12 protein-coding genes and 2 pseudogenes are annotated in these 16771 nt (G+C 41.0%); 2 read left to right on the top strand and 12 right to left on the bottom strand.

The window, feature by feature from the left end; translation table 11 throughout:
- The first annotated feature begins 584 nt into the window (after window positions 1–584).
- Window positions 585–956 carry a hypothetical protein gene (locus RMZ43_RS07300; RefSeq protein ID WP_322648946.1) on the top strand — a complete coding sequence of 124 codons (372 nt, stop codon included), beginning with the start codon at window positions 585–587 and terminating at the stop codon, window positions 954–956.
- Between the two features lie 378 nt (window positions 957–1334).
- Window positions 1335–2465, top strand: coding sequence for a non-hydrolyzing UDP-N-acetylglucosamine 2-epimerase (wecB, locus tag RMZ43_RS07305; RefSeq protein WP_322652677.1), 1131 nt, complete (start codon window positions 1335–1337; stop codon window positions 2463–2465).
- 228 nt (window positions 2466–2693) lie between these two features.
- On the opposite strand, the gene RMZ43_RS07310 is transcribed toward wecB, so the two are convergent.
- The 12 genes and pseudogenes from RMZ43_RS07310 to RMZ43_RS07365 all read right to left on the bottom strand — a co-directional run bounded on the left by RMZ43_RS07310 (window position 2694) and on the right by RMZ43_RS07365 (window position 15841).
- Window positions 2694–3362, bottom strand: a complete 669-nt coding sequence (locus RMZ43_RS07310) for a peptidoglycan-binding protein (protein ID WP_322652676.1) — start codon at window positions 3360–3362, stop codon at window positions 2694–2696.
- 384 nt (window positions 3363–3746) lie between these two features.
- On the bottom strand, window positions 3747–4157 hold the full coding sequence (locus RMZ43_RS07315; protein ID WP_322648943.1) for a response regulator: 411 nt from the start codon (window positions 4155–4157) through the stop codon (window positions 3747–3749).
- Between the two features lie 199 nt (window positions 4158–4356).
- Window positions 4357–5067, bottom strand: a complete 711-nt coding sequence (locus RMZ43_RS07320) for a Crp/Fnr family transcriptional regulator (protein WP_322652675.1) — start codon at window positions 5065–5067, stop codon at window positions 4357–4359.
- Between the two features lie 44 nt (window positions 5068–5111).
- Window positions 5112–5894 carry a Crp/Fnr family transcriptional regulator gene (locus RMZ43_RS07325; protein ID WP_322652674.1) on the bottom strand — a complete coding sequence of 261 codons (783 nt, stop codon included), beginning with the start codon at window positions 5892–5894 and terminating at the stop codon, window positions 5112–5114.
- 187 nt (window positions 5895–6081) lie between these two features.
- Window positions 6082–6417 (bottom strand): Crp/Fnr family transcriptional regulator, encoded by a 336-nt coding sequence (locus tag RMZ43_RS07330; protein ID WP_416212420.1) that lies wholly within the window; start codon window positions 6415–6417, stop codon window positions 6082–6084.
- Window positions 6402–6818, bottom strand: coding sequence for a Crp/Fnr family transcriptional regulator (locus tag RMZ43_RS07335; protein WP_416212419.1), 417 nt, complete (start codon window positions 6816–6818; stop codon window positions 6402–6404). The genes RMZ43_RS07330 and RMZ43_RS07335 overlap by 16 nt, the downstream gene beginning before the upstream one ends.
- Window positions 6819–7219: 401 nt before the next feature.
- Window positions 7220–8233, bottom strand: coding sequence for a zinc-dependent alcohol dehydrogenase family protein (locus tag RMZ43_RS07340; RefSeq protein WP_322652673.1), 1014 nt, complete (start codon window positions 8231–8233; stop codon window positions 7220–7222).
- Window positions 8234–8455: 222 nt separating this feature from the next.
- A pseudogene (gene nrdJ, locus RMZ43_RS07345) lies at window positions 8456–9529 on the bottom strand (ribonucleoside-triphosphate reductase, adenosylcobalamin-dependent); the annotation flags it as partial.
- A 285-nt stretch (window positions 9530–9814) separates the two neighbouring features.
- Window positions 9815–11044 (bottom strand): annotated as a pseudogene (nrdJ, locus tag RMZ43_RS07350) (ribonucleoside-triphosphate reductase, adenosylcobalamin-dependent); the annotation flags it as partial.
- 258 nt (window positions 11045–11302) lie between these two features.
- Window positions 11303–13342 (bottom strand): GAF domain-containing protein, encoded by a 2040-nt coding sequence (locus RMZ43_RS07355; protein ID WP_322652672.1) that lies wholly within the window; start codon window positions 13340–13342, stop codon window positions 11303–11305.
- A 478-nt stretch (window positions 13343–13820) separates the two neighbouring features.
- Window positions 13821–13988 (bottom strand): outer membrane protein transport protein, encoded by a 168-nt coding sequence (locus RMZ43_RS07360; protein ID WP_322652681.1) that lies wholly within the window; start codon window positions 13986–13988, stop codon window positions 13821–13823.
- 83 nt (window positions 13989–14071) lie between these two features.
- Window positions 14072–15841: a beta strand repeat-containing protein gene (locus RMZ43_RS07365; protein WP_322652671.1), complete on the bottom strand. Its 1770-nt coding sequence runs from the start codon at window positions 15839–15841 to the stop codon at window positions 14072–14074.
- Between the last annotated feature and the right edge of the window lie 930 nt (window positions 15842–16771).

Here is a 16771-nt window from a genome sequence, read left to right on the forward strand (position 1 = left end):
ATTTGTATCTTTTTTTTCCTATAATTCCACTAGTTAGATTACTTAGATAAATTATTTAACCTGTTTAACATGGTTTAACACACGTAAGCACTTAAACTTCTTCAGGAATAATACATAGATTATTTAGTCATAAATAATACTGAATGTAAAATATAAATATTCTGAGCTTTTTAGATGAGAAATTTATCCCACGCATGGACACAAATTGCCAGCAATTAACAGCACAAACACTAGCAGATCATTTTTTCAGCCCATCTATGAATTATGAGAACCAATACTAATTTTCATAAGAAATGTTAAGTAGAATAGGACTAATATATTGGGGATCAAGGTTAAAAGCTCGTACCATTTAGCTTATATATCTGAAGGCAGATGCATAAAACAAGTTGTTTGACATAGATATAAACGTTGATTTTTAATTCATAATTACAAAAAATTAACTGTAAACTTTAGTAAATAAATGCTCATTTTCCCAATTAGTTTTTATATACTGAATTTCACTGAGAGATAAATCAGTTTATTTCGTCAAAAACGAAATATGACTGAAAATTAAAATTCGTTGTGTATTTTTGGGAGGAAAAGTCATGGTTTCTGCTCAAAGCTCTAATCTAGGAAAGACCTACTCCTTGTTGATGATTAAAAGCTTTTTAATATGGACTTTTACATTAGCAGTATGTTTGTTGGTTGTCGGTTTTCCACTAGTTGTCTTAATGGCTACGGTCGGATGTCTGTTGTCGATCATCTTACAATCTGTAATGCCTGTTAGTGCGGTTTTACTTGTTGCAGGCGCTTTAATAATGTTTAATGTCATGGCAGTTGTATTAGCTGCGGGTGTACTAACTGTTAAAGGAGTTCATCCTAGCGAAATTAAATGGTTAAGCTGGTTGCATGGAGAGGCAGACCAAATGCAGGCTACTGTTTACGCTGCTTGCCCTTTAACTTGTGAGATTAAGTAGTCATTACAGGTGAATACGACAAACAGTGCGTCTGCCCGGTTAAGCCGGGTTTTTTCATGCTGTTTGTGATTTTACTTGTGACAAGGTCTGGTTATTATAGATAAATTTGATAGACAGTGCATCTACCCGATTAAGCCGGGTTTTTTTATTCTTATTATGTGATTTATCCTTTTAAGGAAGTCAGCACAATAAAAACAAACAGTGTGAAGAAAAGTAAACAAGGCTCAAATTCTTTTCCCCTTGCTTTATCCCAACGATAATTATTTACGTTGACTTACTTGTATTTATAGTTTGTGTGATGATTGAGCGCTAACTATTGACTATTGACCATAGACCATTGACTATAGCCATTGACAAATGAGAGATGACTAATGACTAATGACTAATAAAAAACGTGTTTGCATTATTTTGGGTACTCGCCCAGAAGCAATTAAACTAGCTCCTGTGATTCAGGTTTTCCAAAAGTCTTCAAGTTTTGAGTCGCAAGTAATTCTAACTGGACAGCATCGAGAGATGGTTGAGCAAGTTATGCAGCTGTTCAATATTAAGGCAGATTATGACTTGGAAATTATGCAGGTTCAGCAATCTCTAAATGATATTACCTGCCGTAGTTTACAAGGGTTAGAAGCATTATTTAAGGAGAAAAAACCAGATTTAGTGGTGGTGCAGGGAGACACTACCACGGCTTTTGCCGCAGCTTTGGCAGCTTTTTATCAAAAAATTCCTATTGGTCATGTAGAAGCAGGTTTGAGAACTGATGATATCTTCAATCCTTACCCAGAAGAAGCTAATCGACGGTTGATTTCTCAAATAACTCAGTTACACTTTGCACCGACTCCTTGGGCTGTGGAAAATTTGCACCGTTCTGGTGTTTTGGGTGAAATTCACATGACGGGTAACACGGTAATTGATGCGCTGTTGACTGTAGCTGCAACCCAAGCAGTTTGTAATGTACCAGGCTTAGACTGGGATTCATACCGCGTTCTGCTAGCAACAGTTCACCGTCGAGAAAATTGGGGAGAACCTCTGTTAGCGATCGCTCAAGGCTTTTTACAAATCTTAGATAAGTTTCCTGATACTGCTTTGCTGCTACCATTACATCGCAATCCCACAGTACGAGTTCCGTTACAAGAACTTTTAGGGAATCATCCCCGAATTTTCTTGACAGATCCTCTCGATTATGGAGAATTGGTGGGTGCAATTGGGCGATCGCATCTTTTGCTCACTGACTCTGGTGGTTTGCAAGAAGAAGCCCCCAGCTTGGGAAAACCAGTATTAGTTTTAAGAGATACCACCGAAAGACCAGAAGCTGTTGCAGCCGGTACAGCTAAACTTGTAGGCACTACAAGTGAGAACATCTTTGCAAATGCTGCTGAGTTACTTAGCGATCCAGATGCTTATGAAGCAATGGCAAATGCAATTAATCCCTTTGGGGATGGTCATGCAGCAGAGCGCATTTTGCAGATTGTACAAAATTACCTGGGTCTTTCATCAGAAACTTCAACTTAAAAACTTAGATTAAACAAAATGCAAAATTTCTGTTTTTCAGGGTGCATAAAATCGACAGAAAAGTATGTAGAGACGTTGCATTGCAACGTCTCTACAAAGGATTTGAGCCTTAACTGAACCTTATTGTCTTAAAGGGGGCTTAAAGCTTGGGGAAATGACCCCATCAAGAAATGTTCTATCCCCCTTGCTTCCTGCTCTCCTGCCTCTTTGTCAAAGGGTAATTTTTGGTTAAATACCCAAAGCTGCTCGTGTTTCGGGCCCCACTGTACCATCTACAAGTAGACCTTTACTTGCCTGAAAGCTTCGGACTCGGTTAACAGTTTCTCGACCGTAAATTCCATCAACTTTGAGATTACCTAAAGCTGTTTGAACGTCTCTTACAAGCTGACCTCTAGAACCAGGAGTAAGAATCACCGAACCGCCAACACCACCAGGTCTAGTCACAGGAGTATTGTTAGGTCTATCACCAACCCATCGAGCAAAAACATATCTACCCGTAGAAAGCCTAGCAAAACCGTTTTCATACCTTTCAATGGCTGGAAGTGTTGCGCCATTTGGTACACAATCCACGTATGAGTAGTTGGTGCTTGGGCCTGTACGGATACGCAAACAACTGCCGTTAGTCTTGACATAAGCAGCCATACTAATTTGAATTTGGGCAGCAGCAATAAGTAATACACCAACACCAGCTAAAGCTAACCAAGCTGAAGATTTAAGAAGTTTTTTCCAATTAAATTTAGCTTTGGTAATTCCGAATGTCTCTTCTTTAGTAATAACTATGTCAGAAGATGTAAGAGGTTTTTTGCTATCTAATTGAGATTTAGACGAATTATATTTGGTGTTTCGAGATGCCTCTTGTTGAGCAATAAACATTTGAGAATAAGCAAGATATTCCATAATGCACCCCAATATATGAAAAAATGAGTAAATACAGAGAACTATTTCAGTTTTCTCTGTATATACTCTTAGTATATTTTATATCACTGTATTGTCAAAAAGTTTTTGCTGGTAGTGGAATTAAGAAAGAATAAAATTAACGTGAGTTCAATAAATCTCTAACTGCCTTGAACTAAAGTTTAACGCTATCCCTCTTTGACTCGGAGAGCGACGATTTTGCATAGAAAAATCAGGGAGAGGTCTTTTTAATTGAGCTAATTAAGCGGATACTATAATAATCCGTCGAATTCACGTTGAAATCAGTTAAAAGATCCCTACAAAAATAAATAAAATTTAGTAACAGCTTTCTTGCTTACTAGCTTCTCCCTTATGCATCCAAATATGTCAAGCGTATTGTTCGAGTCTAGCTAAACTAGCAACCGTAGAAGCTAATTCGTCTAAATCTATCGGCTTACAATGGTATATATCATAACCTGCTAATAATGCACGCTTACGGTCTTCGTCGAAAGCAGATGCCGTCAAAGCAATAGATGGAATCTTTCTCCCTCGCTTTGCTTCCAATTTTCTGATCTTTGTGAGCAGTGAGCAGCCGTTCTCATCAGGTAAATAAATGTCACTAATTAGTATGTCTGGTTTAAAAAATGACATTATTTCTAAAGCATCACTTGCCGAAGCAGCTGTAATAATCTCTGCTCCATCTATTTCAAATAGAAAGGTCAGTAAAGTTCTCGTATCAGGGTCATCATCCACAACGAGCAATCGCAGACCTTCAAAAGACATCGATTGATTAGACATTATTTTCACCGCCGTGTAGCTGGAACACGTTGAGTAGCAAATGCAATGCATCAAATAGCATGTATTTGTAAATGCTATTTGATCCATACTTTACTAAATCTTAATGGAACTAACTGCAAGCGTCTGTCCGGTGTCAGACATAGTAAGTTAAAATTATCCACTAGCGATGTCTACGACGAGCTACGCCTACGTGCCTTGGCTAATTCCCCAGCAACCGAGCATATTCTTGTTCGATGACTCGATAACACTCGCAGGAAGTTGCTTCTAAATCTTCTCGGTTCAGGATGTTAATTTGACCACGCTGATAGCGAATCATTCCGGCTCGGCTGAGGCTGCTAGCCGCTACTGTCACACCGGAGCGCCGTACACCCAGCATTTGGGAGATAAATTCTTGCGTCAACGGAAATTCTTCTGACCTCAAACGGTCAGATACTGTCAGAAGCCAACGAGCCAGCCGTTCTTCTAGTGTATGAAGACGGTTGCAGGCACATGATTGTGTAAGTTCGGTATATATAGCTCGGACATAGCGCAGTAGCAGCTTTTGAATAGCTCCGCCCTGATTGAATTCAGTTTTCAGGACATCTGCATCCATTTGCATTCCAGCGCCTGCAATTTGGACAAACGCTTTTGTGGTTGTTGTGTTGCCTCCTAAAATTACTGGGATACCCACCATGCCTTCATTACTCACTATCCCAACTTCCACCGTCGATCCATCTTTCATAGTAGTGACTATAGAAATCACTGCATTTTGGGGAAAATAGACTTGTGTAATGGGTTCTCCAGGTTCGTAAATGACTTGCCGAGTCGGAAACGAAACTAACTTCAGGTGTGGAACAAGGCGCTCATAATCACTACTTGGCAAAGCCGCGAGTAATTTATTTACTTGCGGCTTAAGAGTCTTTTCGCTCACTTCAACATTAAAAGAGAAATTAGATCATAATACTTTAAATCAAGTTAGTTTTGCCAGTCTGTCCGGTTTCGCACGTATAACTTAAAAAAATTATTCGGCTCGGTTACTGGGCTGAAGCCCAGTAACCGAGCAAATTCCTTTTGTATGACTTGATGACATTCGCAGGAAGTTGCTTCCAAATCCTTTCGGTTCATAATCCTAATATGACCACGTTGGTAGGTGATCATTCCGGCTCGGCTCAGGGTGCTAGCCGCTACTGTCACACTGGAACGACGTACACCCAGCATTTGGGAGATAAATTCTTGCGTGAGTGGAAAATTTTCTGATTCCAGACGGTCAGAGACTGTCAGTAGCCAGCGAGCCAGCCGTTCCTCTATTGTATGGAGACCGTTACAGGCAGCACCTTGCGCCAGTTCAGAGTATACAGCTTGCACGTAGCGCAGCAGTACGCTTTGAATAGCTCCGCCCCGATTGAACTCGGCTCTCAGGACATCTGCATTTATCTGCATAGCAGTGCCCGAAATCTGCACAAAGGCTGTTGTGGTTGTGATGTTATCTCCTAAAATTACTGGGATACCCACCATGCCTTCATTACTTACTATCCCAACTTCCGCCGTTGAGCCATCTTCCATAGTGGTAACTATAGAAACCATTGCTTTATGAGGAAAATAAACCTGTGTGATAGGTTCGGCTGCTTCGTAAAGGATTTGCCCAATTGGGAGCGGAACTAGCTTTAGATAGGCTACAAGACCTTCATAATCACTCGCTGGCAAACTTGCCAGCAGCTTATTTGCTGGTTGTTGAAAAAGGCTTTTATCTAATGACATTAGAAGTCACTCTCCTTAAAGTAAGTGACTTTAGAAAAGCCAACTCAGGGCACAAGGAAAGGATAAGGTTCTGATCCTAATGTCAAAAGGTGTATTCGCTAAAGAAACACGGGGATAATATCAAAAATATTAAATAAACACACTTGCTAAAGTCTGTACGGTTTCGTACATAGCAGTTTCAAAAAAATTATTTTGGCCGTTTTTTGGACTTATTACCCAATAAACGGACATATTCATCTTCTATAATCTGATAACATTCGCAGGAAGTTTTTTCTAAAGCCTCTCGATTCAAGATGTTAATCTGACCACGGTGGTAGCTGATGATTCCGGCTTGGCTGAGGATGTTAGCTGCTTCGGTGACACCAGGGCGACGTACACCCAGCATCTGTGAGATAAATTCTTGGGTAAGCGGAAACTCGTCTGATTCCAGACGTTCAGAAACTGTTAGCAGCCACCGAGCTAGCCGCGTCTCTAATTTATGAAGACGGTTGCAAGCAACTCCTTGTGCTATTTGAGTGTACATACTTTGCACATAGCGCAGCAGCAAGCTTTTAAGGGCTGTACCCCGATTGAATTCGCTTCTGAGTATATCCGCATCATTTGCATAGCACTGTCTGGAATCTGCACAGATGCTGTTGTGATTGTAGTGTCGTCTCCTAAAATTACCGGGATACCCACCATGCCTTCATTACTTACTAAACCAGCTTCCACAGTCGAGCCATCTTCCATAGTAGTGATTATAGAAACCACTGCTTTATTAGGAAAATAGACTTGTATGATCGGTTCGCCAGGTTGGTAAAGTACTTGCCGATTTGAAAGCGTAACTAGCTTTAGATGGGGAATAAGACGCTCATAATCACTGACTGGCAAAGCTGCTAGCAAATGATTTGCTGGTTGCTCAAAGGCATTTTTGTTTAGTGACATTGGGATTCCCCTAAGTATAGCCGTTTCTAGAAAAGGCAACTAGCGGCATAAGGAGAAAAATCAAGAATTTTATCCTAAATATGTCAAAAGGTGTATTTCCCAAAAATATTTTAATAAAAAATTAGATTTTTATATTTATAATATAACATAATTAAATTTAAAGATTTACAGTAGCAAATAAATTCTGATGTATATCAAAAAAGTTGGTATAAACTGCTAAAGCATCTATCAGTTATCTAAAAGTTGAGAGCAAAATAATAGAAATTGCATAGCAAAATAGCCCGCCTCAGAATGAATTCTGAGTGTAATAGCGAAAGTAGTTTAAAGACGACTGAGAAAAGGTTATAGTCCGTTTTAATGAAGCTCCTGATAGACATTCCCATGCAAAGCATAAGAACGAATTATGAATTACAAATTACGATTTTACCGAAGTGAGCCGCGCTTTTGAGGTAATGATAAGCCTCTCGTGCTTCAGTGAAAGGAAACACTCGCTCAATAATCGGTTTGATTTGATGCTGTTGCATCGCCTGATTCATCGCCTCAAACATTTCCCGACTACCAACATAAATGCCCTGAACTGTTAAGCTCTTAAAAAGTATTGGCATGGGGTCAATTTCACTTCCTCTACCTGATAATACGCCAATCAAGCTAATACGTCCTCCAATACGGATTGCTTGTAGTGATTTTGGCAGAGTACCTGCACCGCCTACCTCAACTACATGATCTACACCTGTACGATTAGTCAATTGGTAAACTTGCTTTTCCCAATCTGGTGTTGTTTTGTAATTAATTATTTCGTCAGCACCAAGCTGTTTACCTCGTGCCAATTTCTCATCACTGCTGGAAGTAATAATTGCTCTAGCACCGTGTATCTTGGCGAACTGGAGAGCAAAAATCGAAACTCCTCCAGTACCAAGTAATAAAATACTATCACCTGCGCGAATATTACCTTTTGTCACCAGTCCATGCCAAGCTGTGACTGCTGCACAGGGTAAAGTTGCGCCTTCAATATAGGATAAGTAGTCAGGTAATATTACTAAACCATCTTGGTGTAATACGACATACTCAGCTAGCATTCCATTGATACCGCCTCCTAAATCGGATTTCATTTTCTCTTTAGTTAAAGAGCCATAAATCCAGTCTTGGAAGAAAATACCAGCGACGCGATCGCCTACTTTTACGCGTGTCACACCCTCCCCCACCGCCACAACTTCCCCTGCGCCGTCAGATAGGGGAATTAAGGGATATTTCTGTCCAGCGCCGTAAGCACCCTCAGCGACGAGCAAATCGCGGTAATTCAGGGATGTTGCTTTGACTTGAATGAGAACTTTTCCCGCAGTTGGTTTTGGTTCAGGGCGATCGACTAATGCGAGGGCATCAATCCCAGCGTTGCTTTGAATTTCGTAAGCTTTCATTGGCGGACTCCTTTTGCCAAAGATTATATACAGGGCTATTTCATTCTCATCTAGCCCGCCTCAGAATAAATTCTGAGGCTAATAGCAAAAGTCGTCTTTAGACGACTAAGAAAGGCTTTTAGTCCACTTTAGTGGACTTAAGCTATTAGCCCGGAACTTTAGTTCTGGGCGGTTTAGGTTTAGAACGAAATAGCTCTACTCTAAATTGATAGTCATTTCGCCTTATGAGCTTGGTTGCTGATCGGGAAACATACACTTATCAGAGTCACAACCACTAGGGCCAGCCTCTGACATTTCGCCTAAATCGTAGCGGCTTAAGACTGCACAGAAATCATCTGTTTTGCGCCGTGCTTTCACCTCTTGATTTAAGCGATCGTAAGTTGTTTTATCTATCGGTTCAAATGGCAAACGTGGGAATGATTGTAAATCATCAAAACGAGCTAAAAGAGCGGCTGAAATATATCCTTCATCATTCTGGATAGTTTCGTAGATGCGCTGTCCTAAAGGTTCGATTTCATCAGAACGAAGTTCTAAAGTTGCTGATGTGTTGTGAGTTACATACCAACGTTGAACCTGGAGGACAAAATCAAATTGGGCTAAGACTGAAAACTTAGAAACATCAATTTCATCAGCACCTGGTAAATCAGCCCAAGATACAGAAATAGGGATTTCTACTAACCATTCACTCACCCGTGGATCAAAGGGATCGTTGAGCAAATTGCCCTGTTCATCTTTATCTGATTGCGAGGGAATGACGTTGTAACCGTAGTCAATACAAGCTAAGGCTACTGGGTCATTTTTGCCAAAGGTGATACGGCGAATAAATCTTTGCGCTTTGGGGGGATGCCATCCTGAACTAGCGTTAGTTAATAATGCCTTCGTGCCACTGGGTTGAACTGTAGTGCAACGATTTGGACGCTTGAAATTGTAGCGATCGCAATAATCCCAAACTACCCGATGTACAATATCTCTCCAAGAACTTAGATATTTTTCTTCCTCACGCTTGAAAGCTAATCCTTGTGGAGTTGCAGGTCTTCCGGCTTCCCACCAGCGCAGCCAATCAACACCAAAAGCATGGACAAAGAAATCAAATAAGCCTGTAAAAGAAACTCCTACAATCGGGTCTAATTCACGGCTGTATTGATAGCGTGGTTCCAAGAATTTGTGATTTAAAAGTGCTGCTACAGATAACGCTCCAGCAGTGAAAGCTTCCTCTTGTTCTTTATAGTTACGTGGGTCAATTTGATTGAGGTGAACCTCTGACAAATTGCAGTGGAAGTTACTACCGATGATTTCCAGATTTGTTATCCTAGAGGCTTTTTATCCCCTAGTTCTACTGCTTAATTATTCGCAGTAGCTCCGCGTACCTTTTGCAGATGTGACTTTAGATAATAAAAGTGTTTTTCACATCCGTCCCCGCACTCTTGGAAAGATTATATTCTAGACACCAATTTTTGATGTAATCTAGTTTCACTCTCTACGCTGTACGGTGTCAAAGGCTTTTTAGTTCCTTTGATTACCACGGGATTAGCATCTCAGCTTTCCCCGTTTTTGCGAGGTTTTTAACGTGAGGCAAAATCACTTACCACACGGATTTAGCCCATAACGAGCTAAACGATGTTCTAGCTCATCAGCATCAATATTTGGATGGCGTTCCTGTAACCACTGTTTTGCTGTTCCTTGTTCATAAGCTTGCAAAAAATTAACTTTGTCAGATTGTGTTGGCAGCAAATCAATGTTTGATCGCGCTACAGCCTCACCAGCCCATTGAATTGCTCCCTCGCCACTATAATATTGTTTGCGAACAGCATTCAAACATTCTTCTAAGGTTGGCTTGCGGTGAAAAACTCTGGTGTGGTTTGCCATCCTGAGTGCATCACGCTCTGGATCAATTCGCCAGTTGCCACTTTCATCTTGTTGCCATAAATTATCTTTGGCGGTGGCTCCTTGTTCATCATCAGCAATAAACTGACGCATCCCCGCGCTTCTTCGGATATTGCCTGCAACAATTGTTACAGCAGCTTGATCAATTAATAGACAGCATTCAACTGAATTTAATTGTCGTCCTACAGCTTTACTCAGGATGGAAGCACAACGCTGATAAAGTCCAGGTAATTTAACAGGATTAGCAACTCCTCCAAAACCGTTGAGAGTTTCTCCGGCTTTACGGACATCACTGATGTTAACTAATACTTCAACTTCTCCTGAAAATCGTTCATTGGTGGAGAGTTCTAATAGGGCTTGATATGATTCAACCCAACCTTCACGGCTATCTCCAACGTGAATAGTGACGTTATTGCCTTCTATATGAATTTCAGTATATTCACGCCGTTGTTGGACAGGAGTGCTGCCAATTTCACCTTGAACAGTAACATTCAGTTGATTACGGATGGGGGGCAAGTGGTTAATAAACTGTGGTTCTATGACGGCTCCAGTACCACAGCCCATCATTGCCAAATCCATCATTAACCCGAAGGCACTCCAGTCTTCGAGATTGGTAGAGGTGCAATTATATGCCCCAGAAAAATTCTTTGGTTTAGTTATCCAGTCAGTACCACCAACCCATAGCCAGCGTCCACTGGGCATAGCTTTCAAGTTACGCTGCATCTTATCCAGTATGGCAGCTTCTTCTTGAGTTAGCTTTCCCAACTCGACTAAGCCGAGTAGAGTGCGATCGCATACTTCATCCCATGTTTCCCTTAGTCCCGCCTTTGTGCGGCGGCTATAGGTTCTAAAAAATACGGGATTAGCAGCCGGTGCAGTTTCGGGAAACTTTGCACTCTGGCGTTTTCTTTCGAGTTCTCGAACCATATACTAAGTGTCTTGCGTTCTTGTTGCGTGCGGACAGATTATGACTATACGCCAAGTAGTTTGAGTATTAAAGATTGTCAAATTGTCCACTTTACGCTACCTATAGGCCGTAGTATTTGCAACAAAAATTTATGATGTATAATGTCCTTCACCCTTGGGTAACATCTCAAACTCAAGTTTTAATTAGCACATACTTTTTTACTGATCCCTGATTTCATCAAATCCATTCTCGATTACACGAATGGTGAGTTACACGTTTCAAGTACTTTTAACCAGAGGCTCAACCGGAATTTGAATCCAGAACTCGCTGCCTTTCCCAAGTTCTGAGGAGCATTTTAAAATGCCGCCATGTTTTTCAACTACAATTTGATAGCTGATGGACAGTCCTAGTCCGGTTCCTTTGCCGACCGGTTTGGTGGTGAAGAATGGATTGAACAATTTTTGTTGAGTTGTTTCTGTCATGCCAGAACCGTTATCTCGAATCCGAATCACTACACTATCTGCGTGGGAGAGTTGGGATAGATCAGAACTACCCGATTCTCTACTAATGAGTTCTGTTTGAATGGTAATGATCGGATTAGGCGTTTCATCTAAGGCATCGATCGCATTACCCAAAAGATTCATAAATACTTGATTCAATTGCCCCGCATAACAATCAACAGGCGGTAAATTTTCGTATGCTTTAATCACTTGAATCTCAAACTTGGCACTGGTTAATTTCAAGCGACTCTTCAAAATTAACAACGTGTTGTCAATCCCTTCATGGATATCTACAGGTTTCATCTCGGCTTCATCCAGGCGCGAGAAGTTCCGCAGAGATAGGACAATTTGCCGAATTCGTTCTCCACCCATTTGCATCGACGACAATAAATTAGGCAAATCTTGCATCAAGAAATCAAGATCGATAGTCTCTATCTTTTCCTGAATAACATCAGTTCCATTGGGATAGGTAGCCTGATAAAGATGCAATAGTTCTAGTAAATCCCGAACATAGTTGCTTGCATAAGCAATATTACCGTTAATAAAGTTGACTGGGTTGTTGATTTCGTGGGCAACTCCGGCTACCAATTGTCCCAGGCTTGACATCTTCTCTTGCTGTACTAGTTGCATTTGAGTTTGCTGCAACTGGCTCAGTGCGTTCCCCAGATAGGTGGCTTGAGTTTGAGCGGCAAAGGCGGTTGCTCGGGTTTGGGCAAATAGTTCTGCTTGATCGAGAGCGATCGCTACTTGATCGGTGACAGCTTTGAGTAACCGGACTTCGCTATCAGTCCATTGGCGCGAACCGCGACAGTGATGACAAACAATAGCACCCAATTGACCAGAATGCGTTCTGAGTGGCAGCAACAGCACCGAGGTTACTGCTAGTTGATGCAGCAAGGCGCGATCGTCCGAGGTGAGTGCTTCTGAGGTAGTAGAAACATCCTCTATTCGTAGCATATCTAGATTTAAGATAGTTTCTGCTAGAACGGAGCCATGCCCAAGGGAAAGTTCCCCTAGCGCCATCTGGATCTCTGGATTAGTCGCTTCGTGAGTCACCATAAAGTTGAAGTGATCTTTGTTGGGTAGACACCACACAAAGTCACAGCGATCGGCTTGCAACAGACTATGAATCTCATTCACCGCCGTTTGTAAAATCGTATCCAGATCCAGAGAATTACGAATTTGATTTGCCAGATTAAACAGAATTGAATCTTGTTGACCAACCAATTCCTGAGTAATCAATTGCTGTTTTAGTTGTTTGATTTCCGGGATCATTTGACGCAGCTTTGTGGTGTTGCGCTTTAGCTCCAATTGCGCTACTACTTGATGGCTGAGTGTCTGTAATCCTTTCTGTTGTTTTTGGCTCAGATCGCCCGGTTCAAAGTCCATGACGCAGAGTGTACCCAGGACACAACCACCAGTTGTTACCAGGGGGACTCCGGCATAAAATCGGATATTAGGAGAATTTATAACGAAGGGATTGGTGGCAAAGCGGGGATCAGCCAAGGTATCTGGAATCACAAATACATCTGACTGGCGAATAGTGTAGTTACAAAAAGTGAGGTCTCGGCGAATTTCTGTTAATGTGATTCCCACCTTAGACTTAACCAACTGACGATCGGCTCCGACAAAACTCACCAGTGCCATTGGAGTTTGACACAAATCAGCTGCTAGTTCTGTCAAGTCATCTAATGCCCGATCGGGTACAGTATCCAAACCCTGAAACTGATACACTGCTTTGAGTCGTGTCAATTCGTTGGTGCAGGGCCTCGTTGTGCAGGAGAGCATGGAATCAAGTAATAATTCGGGGATTTTCATAGTTTTATTTTAATTAAGGTGCGATCGCTAATGTCACAGTAAAATAAGTACATTTGGAATCATTACTCTAAGTTTTTCTAAAGCTTTAGATTTCATAAGTTCTTATTTTGTCGCAATATTTTTTAAATCAAATTATGAATGCGAGTTCAAGTATAACGCCGTTCACTTCAATGCTGTTAATGGCAGACAGATTGTAAAACCTATCCAGACCTAACTGACTGATTGTGACTTCAATTGTGCCTCAGAGATATTACACTAGTTTCTTCACCAAAGCTAACCCTAATTCTGTAGCACTATTTTGCCCAATTTCGCTTTCAGGAATCTGGTAAGACAAGCCGAAAAGGCAAGTTTTTTTATTTTGTTTTGATAAGTTAAATTAAAGTTTTCAAAAATACGAGACGAATTTAGGTAAAGCTGTAGTTAGTATCCCTACCTAGAATAAGAATTAAGATTGATCAGAAAATACTCACAGCCCAAGTTAAAATTGCCAGCTTACTTGTAAGCCAACGATATCCACGCCTGCGACAGTGGGATTAATATTAATAGTAGTGAGTTTAGACTCGACTGCCTGGTAACGTCCAACCCAGTTACTATCGTATTTGCTAGATAGCCCAAAAGGAACGTTAATACCAATACCCAGTTTCAGGCGATCAGAAACGCTTCAAGCAGCATACAAGTTTGGTAGTTTGAAATTAAAAATAATTACAAATTGATAAAAAGAATATCGTTTTAAATTTTGACGCATGAAGCTTTAGTGATTAATTTACCTATGACATTATCAAGCTTGATAACCTTAGTTGAATTCTTTCGTGGGGTGTCAAAGTTACAATGAACGGTGCTGTAGTCCAGTGTAGTAGTGCCAGGGCTTAAGTTGTAAATACCGCCACCATGTCCAGACTCGTAACTACCAGAACTGAGTTCGATCCCAAAAGCTTTATTGTGTTTGATAGTGCTATTTCCCACTGTTAGGGTGGCAGTATTATAGATGCCAGCGCCAAAGTGTGCTTGATTGCCGCTAATAGTGCTATAGTCCACGGCAACAATTCCTAACGGCTCGTTGTAGATGCCGCCACCGTAATCTCTGGCATAGTTATTACTAATGCTACTGTTACTTACCGATAGGGCGCCCTGATTATATATCCCACCTCCAGTAGTAGCCTTATTGTATTTTATAGTGCTATTCTCTACCGTAATGCTGCCATATACTAGTACATCTGGGCTATGATAACCGGGAATGATAAAGCCTGGGTTATAGATGGCGCCGCCGTATTTTGCATAGTTTTTACTAATGGTGCTGTTACTCACGGTTATAGTGCCTTCGTTGTAGATACCGCCGCCTAAGTAGCCGTGGTTCTCACTGATGAGACTATTATTCACGGTTATAGTGCTGCCGATTGTAGTGTCGCCAATTGTATTGCCGCTAACATAGATACCACCACCGGAGCCGTTTATACCTGCCGAATTGTCACTAATGAGGCTGTTATTGACGGTTATAGTGCCATCACCCTGATCAAGACTGATACCGTCATAGATACCACCACCATATTCCGCAGTGTTGCGACTAATGGCACTATCATTTACTGAGAGAGTAACACTGCTGTAGATGCCGCCACCGTTACTGGCGTTATTGCTACTAATGAGACTCTTACTCACGGTTATAGCGCCTTCGTAGATCCCAAAGATACCGCCGCCGTATTCCGCAGTGTTGCCAATGATGCTACTCTTATCCACTGATAGGATGCCAGAACTGAAGATGCCGCCGCCGCCGTAGTAGTTAGACCTGAAGTTGACACTGTTATCACTGATGAGGCTCTTACTCACCGTTATAGTGCCAGATTCGTAACCAAAGATGCCGCCGCCTCCGTATTCCGCAGTGTTGGCACGAATGGTACTATTAGTCACGGTAACGATGCCTAGATTGCGATCGCCGTTCTCCTTGAAAACATAGTTGTAGATGCCTCCGCCTTCTCTGTATGCAGTGTTGTCACTAATGGTGCTTTTCTCGACTGATAGAATGCCAGAGTTGAAGATGCCGCCACCGTTGTTTGTCGCCGAATTGCCAGTGATGGTGCTATTGCTCACCGATAGGCTGCCCTCATTAAAGATAGCACCGCCGTCTTCCGCACTATTGCCAGTGATGGTAGTGTTGCTCAAATTAAGGATGCCTTGATTGGAGATGGCTCCTCCTCCAGCGTCTTTGTAGCTATTGGTAATAGTTAGCCCATTGATTGCAACAGTTACACCATTGCCAATGTCAAAAATACGGTCAGCACTATTATCACTAATAGTTAGTAAGCCTGGATTTGTGCCTTGAATGGTAAGGTCATCTGTGATACTCAGACTACTACCAGCCAAACTGATGGTATGAGCAAGTCCATCGTTAAACATTCCACCAAAATTGATGATGTCTTTTCCTGTCAAGGCATTGGCATTTAAAATTGCCTGCCGCAGAGAACCTGCATCACTGTTCTTGGTGTTAGTTACGGTAAATATAGACATTAAGGTTACTTCAATCCTTTTTTTGGTATAAAATATTTTATTACATACTCATTTCATACCTGACTTTCCCAGTATTTGGAAAATCTCTTCCCTCCCATAAGCTACGGTGTACACACAAGTTTAGAAATCCCATCTGAAAATTGCTTTCATTGCCCTAGTCTTAAAATTAGGGGGAGAAATGGAGTTTCAAGTCACCCATAATTTGGATATTTATAGGGCTAAAAGAGTTGAAACCTTTGCGGCACTTGGGTGTACATGGTAGCCTCCTATGACTGACAGAGATTTTAAATTTCCCTCTCTCCTATCGAGAAAGGGTTAGGGTTCTTCGTCGGCTTTTCTAAATGAGGTGCAAAGTCAGGTAGTCGGCTGTGCCTGAGCGACTAAAGTCACTGCCGTTGGCGTTACCATCGGTTGTCAACTCAGGTCTTTTGCTTTCAAGTGCCAGCACAGGAAAACATCTCAGTATTTTGCTAAAACCTAGATTTTCCTTAGAGTTGTTTTAAGTCAAAAGTGCAAAATTATACCCTTCGGAAATTTTAAAACATCTTTTAAGAGTGTTAATAACGAAAAATAATCTATTATTCGACACTTGGAAATAGGAAACATGCAGATAACCTGATAAAAATTAAATACCGAAAAATTACTTGTATGTCTATAATTTAAGAAAAATCTTCGCATAATCTTTATGTTATTAACTTATAAATGGAAGTAGAACGGCGTAAATAATTAAAGGTTTGTAGTGATGATTTTAGTTCTCAAATAAAGGCTGAATCCCTTGCTATAAAAGATTTTAAAACGTTTTGTATTACTTAATATAATTTGATTTATTCTCGCTTCCTTACTGATATGTTATAAACACTGGGCTTAATATATTCTTTATATTTTGATCTCATCGTTTGCGTAATAACTTGATACTTGGGTTATTAGACA

This window comes from Nostoc sp. CmiVER01 (assembly GCF_034531135.2).
In the GTDB taxonomy this organism is placed as follows: domain Bacteria; phylum Cyanobacteriota; class Cyanobacteriia; order Cyanobacteriales; family Nostocaceae; genus Nostoc.